Annotated in this window: 14 protein-coding genes; 3 read left to right on the top strand and 11 right to left on the bottom strand. The window is 60.1% G+C overall.

The annotated features are described in order from the left end of the window. Nucleotides 1-10: 10 nt before the first annotated feature. The 8 genes from CUJ84_RS04485 to CUJ84_RS04450 form a co-directional block, all read right to left on the bottom strand. Nucleotides 11-1,390: a hypothetical protein gene (locus CUJ84_RS04485; RefSeq protein ID WP_105005347.1), complete on the bottom strand. Its 1,380-nt coding sequence runs from the start codon at nt 1,388-1,390 to the stop codon at nt 11-13. A gap of 2 nt (nt 1,391-1,392) precedes the next feature. Further along, nucleotides 1,393-2,394: a glycosyltransferase family 2 protein gene (locus CUJ84_RS04480; RefSeq protein ID WP_105005346.1), complete on the bottom strand. Its 1,002-nt coding sequence runs from the start codon at nt 2,392-2,394 to the stop codon at nt 1,393-1,395. After that, nucleotides 2,387-3,214 carry a hypothetical protein gene (locus tag CUJ84_RS04475; RefSeq protein ID WP_105005345.1) on the bottom strand — a complete coding sequence of 276 codons (828 nt, stop codon included), beginning with the start codon at nt 3,212-3,214 and terminating at the stop codon, nt 2,387-2,389. Before CUJ84_RS04475 ends, CUJ84_RS04480 begins: the two co-directional genes overlap by 8 nt. Continuing rightward, complete coding sequence (locus tag CUJ84_RS04470) at nt 3,211-4,098, bottom strand: DUF6492 family protein (RefSeq protein ID WP_105005344.1); 888 nt, start codon at nt 4,096-4,098, stop codon at nt 3,211-3,213. The genes CUJ84_RS04475 and CUJ84_RS04470 overlap by 4 nt, the downstream gene beginning before the upstream one ends. Further along, nucleotides 4,095-6,194 (bottom strand): hypothetical protein, encoded by a 2,100-nt coding sequence (locus CUJ84_RS04465; RefSeq protein WP_105005343.1) that lies wholly within the window; start codon nt 6,192-6,194, stop codon nt 4,095-4,097. Before CUJ84_RS04465 ends, CUJ84_RS04470 begins: the two co-directional genes overlap by 4 nt. Continuing rightward, nucleotides 6,181-7,341, bottom strand: a complete 1,161-nt coding sequence (locus CUJ84_RS04460) for a glycosyltransferase family 4 protein (protein WP_105005342.1) — start codon at nt 7,339-7,341, stop codon at nt 6,181-6,183. Before CUJ84_RS04460 ends, CUJ84_RS04465 begins: the two co-directional genes overlap by 14 nt. Before the next feature lie 25 nt (nt 7,342-7,366). Further along, on the bottom strand, nt 7,367-8,164 hold the full coding sequence (locus tag CUJ84_RS04455) for a glycosyltransferase family 2 protein (RefSeq protein WP_105005341.1): 798 nt from the start codon (nt 8,162-8,164) through the stop codon (nt 7,367-7,369). 110 nt (nt 8,165-8,274) lie between these two features. After that, entirely contained in the window at nt 8,275-9,531 is a 1,257-nt protein-coding gene (locus CUJ84_RS04450; RefSeq protein WP_245457527.1) for a polysaccharide biosynthesis/export family protein, read from the bottom strand. A 682-nt stretch (nt 9,532-10,213) separates the two neighbouring features. Between CUJ84_RS04450 and CUJ84_RS04445 the strand changes: the two genes are divergently transcribed. Then, nucleotides 10,214-11,167 (top strand): NmrA/HSCARG family protein, encoded by a 954-nt coding sequence (locus tag CUJ84_RS04445; protein WP_105005340.1) that lies wholly within the window; start codon nt 10,214-10,216, stop codon nt 11,165-11,167. 1 nt (nt 11,168) lies between these two features. Here the strand turns inward: CUJ84_RS04445 and CUJ84_RS04440 are convergent, their stop codons facing one another. Both CUJ84_RS04440 and CUJ84_RS04435 read right to left on the bottom strand, forming a co-directional pair. Next, entirely contained in the window at nt 11,169-12,089 is a 921-nt protein-coding gene (locus CUJ84_RS04440) for a LysR family transcriptional regulator (protein ID WP_105005339.1), read from the bottom strand. Between the two features lie 96 nt (nt 12,090-12,185). After that, complete coding sequence (locus CUJ84_RS04435) at nt 12,186-12,785, bottom strand: NADPH-dependent F420 reductase (RefSeq protein WP_105005338.1); 600 nt, start codon at nt 12,783-12,785, stop codon at nt 12,186-12,188. Nucleotides 12,786-12,896: 111 nt separating this feature from the next. Between CUJ84_RS04435 and CUJ84_RS04430 the strand changes: the two genes are divergently transcribed. Continuing rightward, a complete protein-coding gene (locus CUJ84_RS04430; RefSeq protein WP_105005337.1) occupies nt 12,897-13,826 on the top strand; it encodes a LysR family transcriptional regulator in 930 nt (309 codons plus the stop codon). A 53-nt stretch (nt 13,827-13,879) separates the two neighbouring features. Here the strand turns inward: CUJ84_RS04430 and CUJ84_RS04425 are convergent, their stop codons facing one another. Next, the gene (locus CUJ84_RS04425; protein ID WP_199788772.1) at nt 13,880-14,869 is read right to left on the bottom strand and encodes a LacI family DNA-binding transcriptional regulator; all 990 of its coding nucleotides are present in this window, start codon (nt 14,867-14,869) and stop codon (nt 13,880-13,882) included. A gap of 611 nt (nt 14,870-15,480) precedes the next feature. Between CUJ84_RS04425 and CUJ84_RS04420 the strand changes: the two genes are divergently transcribed. Beyond that, nucleotides 15,481-16,986: a DegQ family serine endoprotease gene (locus tag CUJ84_RS04420; protein WP_105005335.1), complete on the top strand. Its 1,506-nt coding sequence runs from the start codon at nt 15,481-15,483 to the stop codon at nt 16,984-16,986. Nucleotides 16,987-17,032: the final 46 nt, after the last annotated feature.

Raw genomic sequence — 17,032 nt, 5'->3', positions numbered from 1 at the left:
AAACTCCCTTTCAAGCCCGTGACGCAATTCCGATTTGGTCTGTCTCGTCGAGGGAATTGCCGTATGTCGAGGCACCGGCAGCCGCTGATGGCGCGATGGTGGACTGCGTCGCAGTGTGCCGTGTGGCCCAATACAATGCCGGGCACAGAAGCAGGCCTTCCAGCGAAACAGCAATGACCCAGAAGTTGGCTGTGCCGGCGATCCCGAATTGCGCACCACCGACGGCGGCCGCGATCTCCAGCACCGCACCGCCGGTCAGAACGAGCGTAGCAAAACCCAGGCGCCGTCGGACACGTTGAACCGCCAGATAATGATACTTCAACGCCATTCCGAAAGCGGCAACGCCCAGAAACTGGAGCCCATTTCCTGCAATCACGGCATAGGCGGGATTGAATATCCAGAGCATGAAGCGCGACAGGAAGAGGAACGCCAAGGCGGTCGCCGCGCAGACCAGCATCGACAAGCCGAGCGACAGGCGCAAGCGCGCAGGAAATAGCTCCGGCTCCCGCATAGCGATGGCAAACAACACCGAGGCGAGTGACGCAGGGACTAGAAGCGCGACGTTCAGCACCGTCCAGGCGGCATAGAAGGCGGCGTTGATCTCAGCGGACAGCATCACGGTGACGACGAAGGGCAGCAGCAGCGCCGGCGCCTGAACAGCCATGCTGAGCGTATGATGGCCGAAAACCTGTCCGAGCACCGGGCGGAAGGCGCGGATCTCCGGCCGGTGGAAAACGCGCCTGCCGACATAAACAAGAAGCCCGGCCACGACGACCAGCGAGACAAGCTGCCCGCTAAACCACGTGGCGAAGATCGCCAGTCCGCTGGTCGCCCGGCCAAGTGTCAGGCCGAGAGCGATCAGTAGAAGAAGCTTGCTGGCGGCGAAGACGACATTCCGGGCCAGTTGAAGGCCGCTGCGCAGAAGGCCAACCAGGGCTTGGTCGAGCACGAGGGTCACGGCCGTCAGAGCGCAACCAGCGACGAAGAAGAGATCGGTCGCGGAGGAACCGACGATGGAGCCAAGCTGCGTCGATGTACAGGCTGCGATAACAAGATAGATCAGCCCCACGACGATGGAGGCGCTGAACGAGGCCAGGAGGGCGCCCGTCAGAAAGGGGCCCGCTCTTTTCTGACGGCCTATCTCGCCCATCAGGAAGGGCCCGAGACCGACTTCACCGAGATTCGCGAGGAGATTCATCAACGATATGGCGGCCGCGGCGAGCCCAACAGCTTCGGCCGAGAAGGAGCGCGCCGCGAACCACCAGTAGACGAAGCCGAGAATGGCCGTCATCAACGTTCCAAGCCCCAGCATGCCTGCATTGAGGAGCAAAACCGCCTGATTCATCAGGAGGCTGCGGACCTTAGTCCTGGCGGCGCTGAGGGTCATCATGCCTATTCCACCGGTTCGAGAGCGCGAGCAGGAACGGAGGTGAACGGTCGCGTAAGGGCAGCGCGGGTCCGGCCGAGAGCGAAGCCGGCCGCAGTGGCCGCCAGGCCGGCGCCCAGCGCGACGGCGCGAAGAAGGCCGCTCGGCTGGCCAAGCAACACATCAGCGAATCCCCGCATAACCCCTTGGGGCAACGTCCTCGTCATATAGGTCTTTTCCGACGCCAGCGCCTCGCCGGAGCCTGTGATCAACGATAGGCTGGCCTTTGAAAGCCCTTCGGCCCAGCATCGATGCAGGAAATATTTCCACGTCGCGCGATCGGCGGGTATGGCGTGATCGCTGCCGCTCGATGGCTCGAAGACGAAACGGCCATGCGGCAAGGCCTTGGTTGCACGGATGCAGAGTTCGGTTTCCTCGCATCCGAGCGGCAAGGCCTTGGCCGTTCGGCCCAAGCCGGAATCGAAGCCGCCCGTGTGATCGAAGACGTCGCGGCGGATGCACATGGACGCGCCGATGAGGTTGCGCACCGGCCCCGGATGAAGGCCGCGATAGGTGCAGCCGAGGGTCCACAGGAATTCGTCGGGAAACCAGGACGGACGGTCTGTTTCCCACAACGGGCGGATAGCGGACACGGCGCCCAGCACCGAGGGATCCTCCAGTTGCCGCACCAAGGTCGCCAGCAAATCTTGATCCGACACGGCGTCGTCGTCGAGAAACAGGATGACCTCGCCGCGGCTGACAGAAATCCCGGTGTTGCGGGCACCGGAGAGGCCGGGCGGATGAATATTCTCGACGATCCTGACCGGGGTTTCGAAGTGCTTGGCGCGCAGACGCAGCGCGAGTGCCGGATTGTGATCGACGATGACGACGATCTCGTCCGCGGCCGGGACCTGGCGCGCTGCCGCCTCGATTGCTTTGTTGAGAATGTCCCAGCGCTTGTCGGAATAGCAGCAGATGACGATTGCCGTCGTGAGCTTGCCGGGCACGGGGTGCTGGAAATTATCCATTTTTCGTCTCCGGAGCGGACTGAAGGGTTAATCCGGTCGGTGCCGGGGACTGGAGCGTGTCGATGGTCATCCAGACCTTGCGGTAGATCATTCCCCTGTCGCCGTCCTTGTAGAGCCAGGCTTCCAGCCGTGCGGGGGGGCGCGTTTTTGTCGGTACGGAGAATTCGAAGGTTTGGCTGGAGGAAGGCGCCAGTTCGAAGGTCGGCATCTTTCCAATCAGCGTGCCGCCCAGAACAAGGTCAAGACTGTAAAGCGTCTTGGCGTCTTCCGAATTACGCACGCCGACCGTTACCACATTGTTCGTCCAGTTCCATTTGGGCACCATCCAAAGCTCGGTGAAATGAAACGGCTTGCGTTCAAGCGCGACCGGGCGCGCCACGAGGACGGAACTCGTCGCCAAGATCATGGAAGCTGCGAAGGCCCCAAAACGGCGGCCGGGCCAAGCCCACGGAATGGCTGGAACCGGCCTTGCGAGCTGCAAAACGACATTCAGCCACCGAACGGCGATAGTCGTCAGACCCAGCGCGTAGACCCAGCCTCGCGCATCGAGATGCCCGACGACATGCAGCAGAAGCCCCAAAAAAATGCAGGCCGCGAAGCTCAGGAACACCGAGAGCGTCCCCCTGGTGACCATATCGCCCTCTATGCGCAGGGTGTCCACCAGCATGCGGCCCGGGAGATACAGTATCAGCGGCGCGCAGAGCGCCAGACGGACCGCCTTCTCCCAGGTCGAAAAGGTTTCGGGCAGCCACGTTACGGCCAACGCGGCGGCAAGAACCCACAGCGGAATGACTCCCAGAAAGACACGGCGGGCCATCATCGGGGGCGAGCTCCTGCATCCGCCCATGCCGTCGCGCCGATGATCTGAGCGGCGCCCGGGTTCACTTTCATGAGCTTCTGCCGGATCACGTTCGGGTCGAAGGATTTCTGGACGAGATGAACGATCTTGCTGTCCAGCCGGCTCAGAGTGAGGCCGAGACGGCTATGGATCTGCGTCAGATAGGCCCCGCGCGCATCGCGCATCGTCGGCGACCGGTGCATCACATCGAGCAGAAAGACGGAATAGAGTGTCCATTCTCCGAACCGTGTCTGGTCTTTTGAGGCGCTGAGACCCTTGAGCAGCTCGACGTAGGGGTTTGAGCCGTATTTCGACGCGATGTAGTCATTCAGCGCGATGAGCCATTCGCGCTTGAAGCAGAAGAAATCGTTGATGAAATCGACGTAGCGAAAAGAGCGGGTCGGCTCGACGCCGAGGATCTTTGCGACATTGCGCAACCGTCGCTTCTCGAAACGGTAGTGCAGATCGGGAAGTCTGTGGCTGGAATAATAGAGAACCGGTTCGCGCCGGTCGATCAGATCGGTCGTCGCGATGGGCCGCAGCAGCAGTGTATCCGCACCGAGATTACAGAAATGCTCGGCCCGGCAGAATTCGAAGGCGCGCAGCTTGATGATCTGCTGCCGAAACCAGCCGGGAAGCTCCAGTTCGCTGGCCGAAAGCCAGTCGTTGTCGCCGGTGACGGCAGCGCCAGGCACGAGACCCTTAGCGTCGAGGAAGGCTCTTAAAGCAGTCGGGTTGTCGGTGACCATGGTCAGGTTTCCCTTGTCGGGGAAATGCCGCTGGTAGGAGCGAAGGGACGCTTCGAGTAAATATTCGATGTCCCGCGAATGGACGCACATGAAAGCGTCGATACGGCTATCGATCATCGCAAATCTCCGTCTGTTCGTCCCAAGGATTGCACCGGCTCTCCGGTCCGCTTGCCAGGGACGGCGGGCTGCCGTGTTTTCCCGAGCCGCCCGACGTCGAAAATGACCATGAAGCCGTTGTCGAAGGTGCGGTCGACATCGGGCTCGGAGTTGAACTTGAGCAGCGACGACGACTGGAGGGGGACCATGTGGTTTCGGTCCTGCGCGCCGCCGTCGAAATAGACGCCGACGCCGGGCAGGCCGGTGGTCATGCGCAGGTCGACCATGACGAAACCGACGCCCGAGTCGATCAGCAGCTTGCGTTCCATCGGGCCGAGATCGGCTGCGGTGATGGCCATGCCTGTATCCTGCCCACTCTCAAGCGTGGTCGAGACCTTTTGCCGGCCGTAGGTAGACAGGAGCAGGCGATTGATCCGGTCGGTTGCGAAATGCTGGTCGCCGCCCAGCCATTCCCTGGTCCACCTTGCGGCGCTGATCCCCATCGGTTCTATCGACGAGGAGTCGGCCGACACTTCATAGCCGGCCGGAACCAGGATACGTGGTCCCTCGGAGCTGATGACGCCAGCAACCAGCACCGTCGTTGCGGCGGCGGCAAGCGCCGTTGCGCGCAGCCAGCCACGCGACGTGCCGTGCCAGAACGCCGCGACGGCCACCGCGACGACAATTGCGACGCCGAGGAAGGATAGCGAGCCGATGCGGTTGCCGATCTCCCATCCACTGCGTGTCAGGCGGAAGATGATACTGAGGGGATAGGCCAGCGTCACCAAAACGAGGATCTGGAGAAGGCTTGACCGCCACAGGCGCCATCTGGTCGGCGGCCAGAGGATACTCGCATTCTGGTGCTGCCCATTGAAAACGAGCGAGCGGAGAAAGCCGGTGAGAAGTCCCAGGCAGATCAGCGCGACGCCCGCCATCGTCAGGTAACGTTGCCAAGCAGGCGCCAAGGCTCCCGTGTCCGACACGAAAAGCTTACGCGTCGAGGTCGAACTCGATACGAGTTGCGCTACCTCGTGTATGCCGCCTGCCAGTACGGGAAGGATGTAGCTGCCGGTGGGGTTCCCGACGATCTTTGACCAGGCGACCGGAGCAATCACGCCGATCGAGGCCAGCAGGATCGCCTGCCGCCTCTGCATAGCGGACGCGCCCTGTCTCAGGCATTCCATCACCGCCGTGCCGCACAAAAGGGCCGCGCAAAAATAGGAGGTGAGATGATGAGTAACCGCGAGCGCCACGATCAGGACTATGGTGGCGACGACCGTCGGCCAGCCTGCCGTGTCGCCTCGCTCCATGCGTCGGCTTTCCGAAGCCAACAGCACCGCCGCAAGCATGGGGATCGCCAGGCTTTCATAGGAATAGTGGACGTCGAACAGCAAAAACGTAGACGAGCCCATGTAGATCAGGCAGGCGATGGAGGCGATCCGTGCCGAGCCCGTGATCTTCTCGAAGAGCAGGAATAGCGTGAGCATCAGCATCATCCGTGCCGCCGCCAACACGATGAGGCCTGCCGCGAAAACGGAGAGTCCGGACAGGCTGACCAAGGCGGACGTTATGAGCTCTAGCCCGGGATAGAGGGGGCTGACCGGCAAAAGCGGATTGGGCAGGAACAGTCGCCCTGCCCCCAGAATGTCGTTCACCGTCGCCCAGTGCAGGAATTCGTCATGGTCTATGAAGGCGACGGGCGCGCGGATGACGCGTACCACGAAGAGGGCTGAGGTGACGATCACTATGAGCGCCAAGCGCTCCAGGCGGCTGGCTCCCGGATGGATGATTCGCGCTGCCGCGGGGAGAAAGATCGCGGCGATGGCGCAATAGAACGTGGGAACCGCCCAGCTCTCTCCCAGCCGACTGGCATTTGCAGCAAGAGCGGCCACAACAAGGGCCCAGCTGCACAGGAAGGCAAAGACCGGCGACATCCCCAGCGACGAAGGATCGGCAACGCCCCCGACCGCGCTGTCCTGCCTGCGCAGGCCGAGAAATGCGGCGAGCCACAGATCGACGCGTGGAATGGAAACCCTTCCTGGATAGCCATGACGATAAGCTCCGTCCTGGTAGGCCTTCTGCCCGCCTGGAGAAGCCCGCCCCTTAACAACGGTCATCGTGCTTCAAATCTCCAAGCAGTGCTGGACCGGTTCGCAGTTCAGGCTGCGGATGCGAAAGGACGCGTCTGTACACCATCAACAGCCGGTCCGTGCAATCGTCCCAGTCCGGCAACCTCGTCTCGATTGAGATCGGCCCCGCGTCCATAGCGGCCAGCATTTCACGCGCGGTGAAGTCTGGCGAAGCGTTGAGCGGAACGGATCGCACGAGGCCCTCCTCAGCCAGCTCCCGAAAGCCGGATGTGTCGGTGGTCAGTACGGGAGCCTTGACCGAAAGCGCCTCCATAACCGCCACGGGATGAGCTTCATAATCGCTGAGGAGCACGACAAGAGCGGCCGAAGACAAAAGATCGGCCATTGCGGACCGGTCGGTCGGCGGAATTGCCCCGATCTCGACACGGTTGCCGAGCCCGAGTTCGGCCACCTGCTGACGCAGCTTCGCCTCATAGGGCCCCTCTCCTAGGATCCGAAGGCGCATATCAGGGAATTTTGTTGCCAGCACACTAAATGCAGCAAGCGCCCGATGATGACCTTTATAGTGCTCCAGCCTGCCGAGCGAGACAATCAGCGGCCTGTCGGGAGCTGAAGCCGGTCGCCACCCTGACGTTTCCGGCAGGCGCGCGCCATTGGGGATAACGATAAACCGGTCTCTCGCGATTGCCATATTCTGGCTGAATAGATCCGCTTCGAATCGCGACACGCCAATGAGTTGCGCTGCCCTGGCAGCCAGAGGCGCAAGCATTCTATGTTGAAAGTGCCGGATCGAGGACCGAAATCGTGACGAATGGCCACCGCTGTGAAAGGTGACCACGAAAGGAAGCCCCTTGCGCGATGCGGCGGCCATTCCCAGCGGTGCCAGGAAGGTGTGGTAGCCTTGAACATGCATCAGGTCCCAATCACCTTCGGCGACCGCCCTGAAAACGCCGGGGGCGAAGCACCAATCCCGCCCACGGGGAAACGTCTTCAGCCTGACAATCTGCACACCGTCTCGGGTTTCCGCTGCCGGAAGAAGGCCGTCGGGATTGCCGGTCAATACCGTCACCGTATGCCCCTTGCGCACGAGCCGGATTGCGACCTCGCTTACATGGGTTTCCGTCCCTCCGGCAAAAGGCAGGTATCTCGCGCTGAGCATCAAAATGCGCATCATGCGGCCTCGCCAGTTAATCCAGACCTCAGGAAATGCCCTGCTCGAGGACTTGGACGCCCGTCGGCGTACTGACGCGTTCTCGGAAGATCGTCTTCAGCACGCGCCAGCCGTCCGGGAGGGCACGCAGATTGCTGACGCCGTAGATACGCTCCGATTCAAAGCTCGCGACTTCCATGATTTTGAGCTTGTTCTTCAGGGCTCGCAAATTGATCAGCGTCTCAATTTCGAAGCCGTCGCAATCGGCACGCAGCAAGGGAACATGCCGTCTCCAAAAGCCCATGTAGCCGTAGCACAGATCGCTAAAAGAGCTGCCATAGAGCATCCGGACCAGGAGGGTCAGGCCCAGATTGCCGAAACGGCGGATGACCGTCATGTCGCTGGTGCCGCCACCCTGCATAAAGCGCGAACCCTTGACGAAATCCGCACCTGCAACAAGAGCTGCGACGAACAGTATGATTTCGTAGGGATCCATCGACCCGTCAGCATCAAGCATCACGATCATATCACCAGTTGCGGCTTCGAAGCCCGTCCGCAATGCGATGCCTTTGCCCTTCTTAGGCTGAAGTACGATCTTGACATCATCGCGCATGCTTCGCGCTATATCCGGCGTTCCGTCTGTCGATCGCCCATCGACGATGATGATTTCATGCACCCAGGTCGGTATGCGGGGCAAGAGCAGCTTGATGTTTTCCGCTTCGTTCAAGGTTGGAATGACGAGTGAGGTCCTTGGCAAATTGAACATCGGACCTTGAACCGGCATCGAGGAATGCGAGGGAACCGGCATCGAGGAATGCGAGGATTCTAAAGCTTCGATTGCAGACATAAGCTCTCCTTGGCGTTTGGACCGCGTGACAAATCGCAAATCGACGATGCCCCTGAGCTGTTCGGCCGAGAGGAGGATTAGACTCTCCTGGAAGAGTATGTGGCTAAGTCTCAATGCACTTTGATCAGATCGCCAGGCTGTAAGACCGTTTCTTCGGTCGCAGGTTCGACGATGACACCATTCGGTCCAGGCCGAACGATTTCAAATTCAACACCGGCGCTATCATTCGATGATACCATCGACCGGAAGATTTCAAGATCGCTCTCGGTCGTCTTCAACGCAGTGGATAGGCCTTTTTCGGCATCAGCTGCCGACTTTTCGATCTCGATCTTGCGTTCGATACGATCGCGCTCAACGTCCTGTTTTGCTGCCGCCAGCCGTTGCTTTGCGCTCTCGACATCGATGACGGCTTGCTGCTTTCGATCTTCCGACTCGGTCAGTTCGCTTTGTGCCCGGGTCAACTCAATGCTGGTGACAAGTTTGTTTTTGGCCAACTTCTCGATACTTGCCAGCCGATCCTGACGGACCCGTATAGTAGCATCATAATTGCCGACGCGTGCCTGACGCAGATCGAGATCGGCCTGAGCATTGACAACAGATTGTGCGTAAGCACTGCTCTGCGCATCCTTGCTCGTCGTTACCAATTGGCGCTGCCATGTCTCATCATCCAGCAACCGTTGGGCATCGGGATCGGGACCAAGAATAGGTGTGCCAATGCTGGCAATTTGCACGGAATCGCGCTTCGCCCTGAGCACCTCGGTTCGCGACGCAAGCCGCTTCAGATCTGCCAACTCAGCCTTCAACCGCTCGATCTGGCGTGTAATTTCCACACTCTGCCATGGCTCAATACTCTTCGCCGCCATGCCACCCGCTTGCGCAACGGCATGCAGAACAGTCATGCCGTCAACATATCGAAACGAGCCAGGATTACGAACCGGGCCGGTAATATAAACAGGCTGGTGCTCAATCTTGACGATAGTCACGAACCCCTTTCTGCCGACCAAACTTTCGTACGAAGGAAGAATTATCGCCTCCACATCCGCCGGAGGAAGCCCTCGAACCGGGAAGCGCCCCAAAAGCGGAAGCGAAATCGTTCCATCCGCTTCAACGACGTATTCGCCCGTGAGCTCGGGCCGCTGGTAAAAGTTCCAGGGAACCGTGCCCCGTGAGCCAGTCCAGCGATCTTCGACGGAGGCCAAACTTTCGTAAAATGCGAGATTCAATTTATCGCCTGAGCGAAGAACGTCACGCAACAATTGAGGCTGCCGGACCGAAGTCTCACCAGATGTCACAACCGAGACCGCTTCCTTGGGCGCAGGTAACTCCTCCGCTGCTGACGCCACTGGAACAATCGCTGCAAATACCATGCAGAGTATTGTTTGATTTAGGCGAGAACCGCTTCTCAACCTATAGTCATGTATAACTGGCGATATTATCTGCGAAAGCTTCATGTTTTCGGATTTCCGCCTTGAAAGCGCTGATCGCCCTCGGATCTGTTTAAGGTTAACATAATATTAACCACATTCAATAGTACTTAACAATGATTAATACATCTGACAGGCAGGCTAAGAGTCTGAATTGAAAAGAATTCAATAAATATAACATCTTGCGGCGACTGGGCAGCACTTCGAAAACCTTGACCTCATCGGTTTATTTGACGATCTGCAGGGTGAACTTTGCGATCTTTGCAATGCAGCTCTGAGCCAAGGCCAACGTTTGAGAAATGGCTTCAAGAACGACACTTGCGCCGTCGCGATCCTGAATATCGGCGGTGTCCCGGGGATGGCTTTCGGCGCTTCCGACCATCCGGGCGCGAGTTTCGGCGTTCTGATCCGGGATGGCGAACCGACTTGTATGCGCGCCTGGCTGGCAGCCATTTATCCGAAAAATGGCATTATGTTATGTATTTCAGATATCTACAGCCATAGAACCCGTTGCGATAGGGTGCTCGCCATCGAGGTGAGCTCTCGGCACAGGCCGACCGCTCTCCCGCAAAATGACGCCTGGCACCGCAGTCGGCGTCAATGACAGGGAAAGGTTTAAAGCTCTATGTCTGCAGATGAAAAGCCACTGATCGCGATTGCCGGTGCAACGAGCAAACAGGGGCGCAGCGTCGCCGCGGCCCTTCTTGAGAGCCAACGTTTCCGGGTGCGAGCTTTCACCCGGAAAAAGGATTCGCCTGAAGCTTTGCATCTGGAGAAACGCGGCGCTGAAATCGTAACCGTCCCTCTCGAACTTGGCCTTCAGAAAGACCTCGTTGCTGCCTTCAAAGGCGCCGATGGCGCATTTCTGCTGACGCCGCCGATCGCCCCGCCGGAGACAATCGAGGCTCCTCTCGGGCGGCAACTGGCGGATGCCGCCGTGGAGGCCGGCGTCGGGCATATTGTTTTCAGCACGCTCGAGAATGTCGACAAGATCACCGGCGGGACGAAGTATGCGCCGCATTTTACCGACAAGGCGCGCGTTGCCGACCATATTCGCGGCCTGCCTATTTCTCATTCCTTCGTCATGCTGGCGTTCTTCTACACCAATCTTCTCGAATATTATGTGCCGCGCATGGAGGGCGATACGCTCCTCTTGCCGGTCTATCTTCCTGAAGATTTCCGAGCACCGTTTGTCGATCCGCTGACGGCGACCGGGCCGGTCGTGCTCGAAATTTTCTCAAATCCCGAGCGTTACAACGGCAAAACGCTGCCGATCGTTGGCGACATCATTTCTCCGCGCGAAATGGTCGAAACCTTTCAGCGCGTGACCGGGCGCAAGGCCGCTTATCGAAACGCTTTCACCCGGGATGGCCTGCTGCACTATTTTCCAGAGTTTGCCGCCAACGAACTTCTCGTTCGAGAGATTCTGGGGATGGTCGAATATGCTGTCGACTATGGCTATTTCGGCAAGGAGCACGATCTTGAATGGAGCCGTCGCCTGAACCCCGACACGCTCAACTGGGAGCAATATCTGCGAACGACGGGGTGGCGTGGCGATAAGCGGTCCTTCGGACTCTAAATTATGACGGCCGGATTCCCGGTAATTTGGAAATCTCGGCGACAAGAAAGTCGACGAGAAGCCGAACGCGGGCAATACCGGCACGCTCTGGAACGATCAGCAAGCTCACCGGAACCGGTAAAGGACGATAGTCGCCAAGCACGACATCGAGCTGGCCGTCATCCAGAAGATCGTGGACCAACCAGAGATGTGCAGGTCCAATGCCGCGCCCGGCGGCAAAGGCTTCGCGCGCCGCGAGCCCGTGGTCGACGCGCAATTTCCCACTGACCGGGATCATCAGGCTTGTGCCATCGGGAGAGGAAAGAACGAGCTGATCGCTGCCGGCCACATTGGACATCACGATGGTTTCGCAGCGTGACAGATCGGCTGGGTGTTGCGGCCGTCCATGGACGGACAAATAGGCCGGCGCGCCCACCAGCAGCCGATGGCTCTCTCCGAGCGCATGAAGTTTCATCGCGCTGTCAGCGAGAGGCCCAAGACGGAGTGCGACGTCGACGCCTTCGCGAACCAGGTCGATCCGCTCGTCCGTCAGGTTGAGGTCGACCCGGATGTCCGGATGCCTGTCCTGGAAATCAAAGATCAGGCGCGTGATGTGCATCACGCCGAGCGCTGCCGTACAAGAAAGCCGAACAGCGCCGGCCGGGGCCTGACGGGCATCTCTCGCTTCTTCGGCAGCCTGTTCGACCAGGCGTAATATCTGAAGGCAGTTGGTATAATAGCGGCTACCTTCGTGCGTGAGGGTGACGCGACGCGTGGTTCGGCTGAGAAGCGGTACGCCGACAGCCTCCTCAAGTTCATTGAGGTGCCGCGTCACGGTGGACTGACCGACACCCAGCTCTCTGGCGACCATCGACAGGTTGCCGCGTTCGGCGACGCGGACAAAGGTGCGCATTCTGTCGAGAGACAGTCCGGTGTTATCCATTTTTCAGCACAGTGATTGTCATTCATTCCATATAGGGAATAATCTGGGCTGTGCCTAGTCAAGCAGATCGGCCGGATCGATCCGGCCGATCGCTGTTCATCCGAATTTGACGAGGTTGAGGACAGGCAACGGTCCGCCGGGGAATTGCGCGAGCTTGCCGCCAATCGAAATTGGCCCGAGATCGATGCCGGCAAAGCCCAGTTTGGAGATCAGCGCTCCCACTTCGGCCTTCGATTGGGCATCGTCGCCGGAATAGAAGAGCACGCGGCTGCCGCCCTCGGCGCCGGGATCGGCTGAAACCAGATGCGCCAGAAGATGGTTGAATGCCTTGACGACGCGAGCGCCGGGCACCAGGCTCGCGAAGACCTCCGTCGACAGGCGGCCATTCAGCTCGGCCGGCTTGAACAGTGGTCCTTCGATCGGATTGTTGGCGTCGATCACGATGCGACCCGCCCAGTCGGGAAGACCCGCCAATGCCTTGGGAAGATTCGACCAAGGGACGGCGACAAGGACGAGGTCGGCTTTCGCCGCCTGTTCGATCGTCCCCGCCGTAATGTGCGGCGACAGCTCCTCGGTCAACTCCTGCAATGTGTCAGGGCCGCGACTGTTTGAGATCGTGGCAGCGATGCCGTTGCGGGCAAGGGCCCGGGCGAAGGCGGAGCCGATCTTGCCGGCGCCAATGATACCGATGGTCATTGCGATAACTCCATTGTTTGGTTTCGATGGAGCGAATATCGCCTCGTTATTCCCCTGTGATTAGACGGAATTGCCTGTTATCAATTTCAAGCATTCATTGAAAGTCATGATATGGAAACGCTTGCAAACCTGGAATCCTTCGTGCGCAGCGCCGAGCTTGGGAGCTTCTCCTCGGCGGCACGGCGGCTCGGCCTGACGCCGGCGGCGGTCAGCCGCAATGTCGCAGCCCTTGAAGGCAACCTGAAGCTCCGGCTGTTTCAACGAAGCACCCGAAGTCTGACGCTCACGGAAGCAGGCGAGCGCTTTCTGCTTTCAATCCGTGACCATCTGGACAGCCTTCAGGGAGCGATCTCCGAGGCATCGAACGAAGAGTCCGAACCATCCGGCGTGCTGAAACTCAGCATGAGCCCGACACTCGGCATCGGCTACATCCTTCCGCTATTGCCGGAGTTCATGCGGCGATATCCGATGATCCGGCCGGAATGGATGTTCGAGAACAGACAGGTCGATCTGATCGCCGAAGGGTATGATGCGGCGATCGGCGGAGGGTTCGAATTGACGCCTGGCATCATCGCCAGGCCATTGGCGCCCGCTCATATTATCCCCGTGGCATCACCGGGATATATGGGCGATCGGGTTCCGCCTCATGATCCGTCCGGCTTGCGCGAACTCGACGGTATCGTCATGCGCTCGATGCGAACGGGTCGAATTCACCAGCGGCAGATGCGCAATCTTGCTGGAGATGAGCAGCCTGCGGCCTTGAAAGAGACGATCGTCGTCAACGATCCCGCGGCAATGCGATCCGCCGCGCTGCTCGGCCTTGGTGTCGCGATGATCGCCAAGGCGGATGCTCTTGGTTATCTGGAGAGCGGCGAGCTGATCCGATTGATCCCGGCATGGTATGCCGATGCAGGCCCGATTTCGATCTATTATGCAAACCGTACCCTGCTGCCCTCCAAGACAAGGGTGTTCATCGACTTCCTGACGGAGGTGTTTCAACGTGAGCGGTGGCCGGAACGATTTGCAGGAACACTGGGCTGATATCGGCAGACACAAAGCTGGCAGATCGTACCAGATTGCCGCGTCAAGACGCGCTAGCGCGTCGAGCCGCGCGGGATGATGGAGAAGCCGCAATCGATCTTGTCTTCGCCGGGCGGTTCGTCGCGGACGGCGCGCAGCAACATGTCGGCGACGCGGTAGCCGATATCGTAGCGCGGTATGTGCACCGTCGTCAGCGATGGCTCGGTGAAGGCCGAAAATTCCAGATCGTTGAAGCCGCAGATGCCGACATCCTCCGGCACGCGGATGCCGCGCACGGCGCTTTCGATGAGCACGCCGAGCGCCAGATCGTCGCTTTGGGCAAAGACGGCATCAATATCCGGCACGCGCTGCAACAGGCGGGCAAACAATTCCCTGCCGAGGCCGGTGCTGCTTCCCTCATCTCCGCCAATGGCGAGATCGGGATCGAAACGGCCAGCTTCCCGCATCGCGGCCTCATAGCCTTCCTTCCGGCGACGCGAGCGAATATCCGTGCCGCGGCCGATGAAGCCGATCCTCTGATAGCCCCTCGACAGCAGGAAGCGGGTGGGTTCGGCGCCTGCCGCATGATGATCAAGGCCGACGACCATCCTTTCCGGCTCCTGGCTGAGATCGGTGATATGGGCGATCGGACAGGCGGCATTCTCGATCAACGGCAGAAGATCATGATAGGATTCGGCACCGGCAATGATGACGCCGGCCGGCTTCTGCATCAGGAAGGATTTCAGTTGGCCGGCCTCGCCGTCGGCATGGTGGAGCGTGTTCGAATACTGCACGCCGAATTCGGTGGCGCGCAAGCGATCCTCAATGCCGATCATCAGGCCGGCGAAGCCGTGCTGGTGCAAAGCGGGCGTGATGACGCCGACGCTGCCGTTGTGGCGGCCAGCCAACGCCCGGGCGGCGAGATTGGGGATATAACCCATCTCGTCTACCGTGCGCAGAATGGTCTGGCGCAGATCTTCCGAGACGATTTCAGGATTGCGAAGCGCGCGCGAAATGGTGATGGGGCTGACCCCCACCCTCTTTGCCACATCGCTCAACTTCACATGCGCACCGCGCCTGGCCTTCCGCCCCCGCTCCACTGCCGTCCTCACCGCCCCGTTATATCTCGCCCGCGAGACTCGCTTGCCCTCGAATCGCGGTCTTTACTTTCTGAAGAAGAAATAATTTAGAGTCTACTAACATTTTATATTCGCAACAGGATCCGGGAATACAATTTCCAGAAAGAGCAGCAGGATCGTCTGTCGGCAAATTACGGGCGCCTGCGGCGATCGGATCACCGCCTTCGGGAATAAGTCCATTTATTTTCGAATGAAAACATCGCAGCGGACGCCAAGCGAGGCAAAACCGGGCCGGAAGTTCTGCAGCGGGGCAGCCGGCCGGAGCGCATGGGCAGCGAAGATTAAATTCCCGTCATAACTTACAAATCGGCAATATAAACATGATCAAACTTTAATTTGTAAATCCGCTCGATGGGATCATATGAATCCCGAGCGCCAATTCTTCTCTCCCCCCGGTCGCCGCCCCTCGACGGCTGCGCGTTTCCCAGAGGAATTGCCGCCAAAAGCCATCCGACGCCAGGTCCCAGGACATGGAACCACGACGCCATCCAAAGCCAACGCTCTCGCAAGGGACCACCGCCCAAGGGATCACCACCATGTCACACATCTTACGCAAACATCGCACCGCAGCGCTTGTCGGGGCCGCCATCATCGCCGGCGCGGCATGCCTGCCCTTTACGATCAATTCGTCCAGCGCCTTTGCCGCGCCATCCGATGCCGGCGGCGTTCTCGCGCCGAGCGGCTCCTTCGCGTCCATCGTCGATGCCGACAAGCCTGCCGTCGTCACCATCACCACGACGATGAAGGCGACCGATGTCAGCGCCGACCAGCAGGAGTCGCCGATGGACGAGCAGTTCCGCCAATTCTTCGAGGACCAGGGCATTCCGCTGCCGCGCCAGGCGCCGAAAAACCGGCCTTCGCAGCAGGCAATGGCGCTCGGCTCCGGCTTCATCATCAGCCCCGACGGGGTGATCGTCACCAACAACCATGTCATCGACAATGCCGTCGACATCAAGGTGACGCTGGATGACGGCACGGAGCTGCCGGCCAAGCTGATCGGCACCGACCCGAAATCCGATGTCGCCGTGGTGAAGATAGAGGCGGGCAAGCCGCTGCAGACCATTGCCTGGGGCGATTCCGACAGGCTGAAGCTCGGCGACCAGATCCTGGCGATCGGCAACCCCTTCGGCATCGGCACCACGGTAACCGCCGGCATCGTTTCGGCGCGCGGCCGCGACCTGCACAGCGGGCCCTATGACGATTTCATCCAGATCGACGCGCCGATCAACCATGGCAATTCCGGCGGCCCGCTCGTCGACCGCAGCGGCAATGTCGTCGGCATCAACACCGCCATCTATTCGCCGAACGGCGGCAGTGTCGGCGTCGGTTTCGCCATTCCCTCCGACGAGGCCAAGGCGATCGTCGCCAAGCTGCAGAAGGACGGCTCGATCGATCACGGCTATCTCGGCGTGCAGATCCAGCCGGTCACCAAGGATGTCGCCGATGCCGTCGGCCTTGATAAAACAGGCGGCGCGCTGGTTGCCGCCGTCACCGCCGATACGCCGGCCGCCCATGCCGGCCTGAAGCCGGGCGATATCGTCACTTCAGTCGGCGGCGAGAGTGTCAAGACGCCGAAGGACCTGTCGCGCCTGGTCGCCGACCTTTCGCCGGGCGCCAAGGAAGCCCTCAGCGTCTGGCGCGACGGCAAGACGATCGATCTCAACGTCACCGTCGGCACCAATGAGGAAGGCCAGAAACAGGCCGCGGCCGAAAATCCCGCCAGCAAGGACGAGAGCAGCGGCCAGCCGAGCCTCGGCATCGGCCTTGCCGACCTGACACCCGACGTGCGCCAGCAGCTCAACCTGCCGCGCTCCGTCAACGGTGCGGTGGTCGCCAGTGTCAACCCGGACAAGTCAGCCGCGGCCGCCGGAATTCAGTCCGGCGATGTCATCGTCTCGGTGAACGACAGACCGGTCCACAACACCCGCGACGTCAAGACCGCGATCGCCGATGCCGGCAAGGCCGGCCGCAAGTCGGTGCTGCTGCTCGTTGAACGCGACGGCAACAAAACCTTTGTCGCCGTGCCGTTTGGGGCGGCCTGACGGTCGCCCGAGCTTTTGCCGCAAACAGGAAAAGCCCGCCTGAGGC

Origin of the sequence: Rhizobium leguminosarum, from assembly GCF_002953715.1 — a bacterium.
Lineage (GTDB): Bacteria > Pseudomonadota > Alphaproteobacteria > Rhizobiales > Rhizobiaceae > Rhizobium > Rhizobium leguminosarum_V.
Note: the sequence above shows the minus strand (reverse complement) of the source record. Positions and strands in the feature narration are given on the sequence as shown.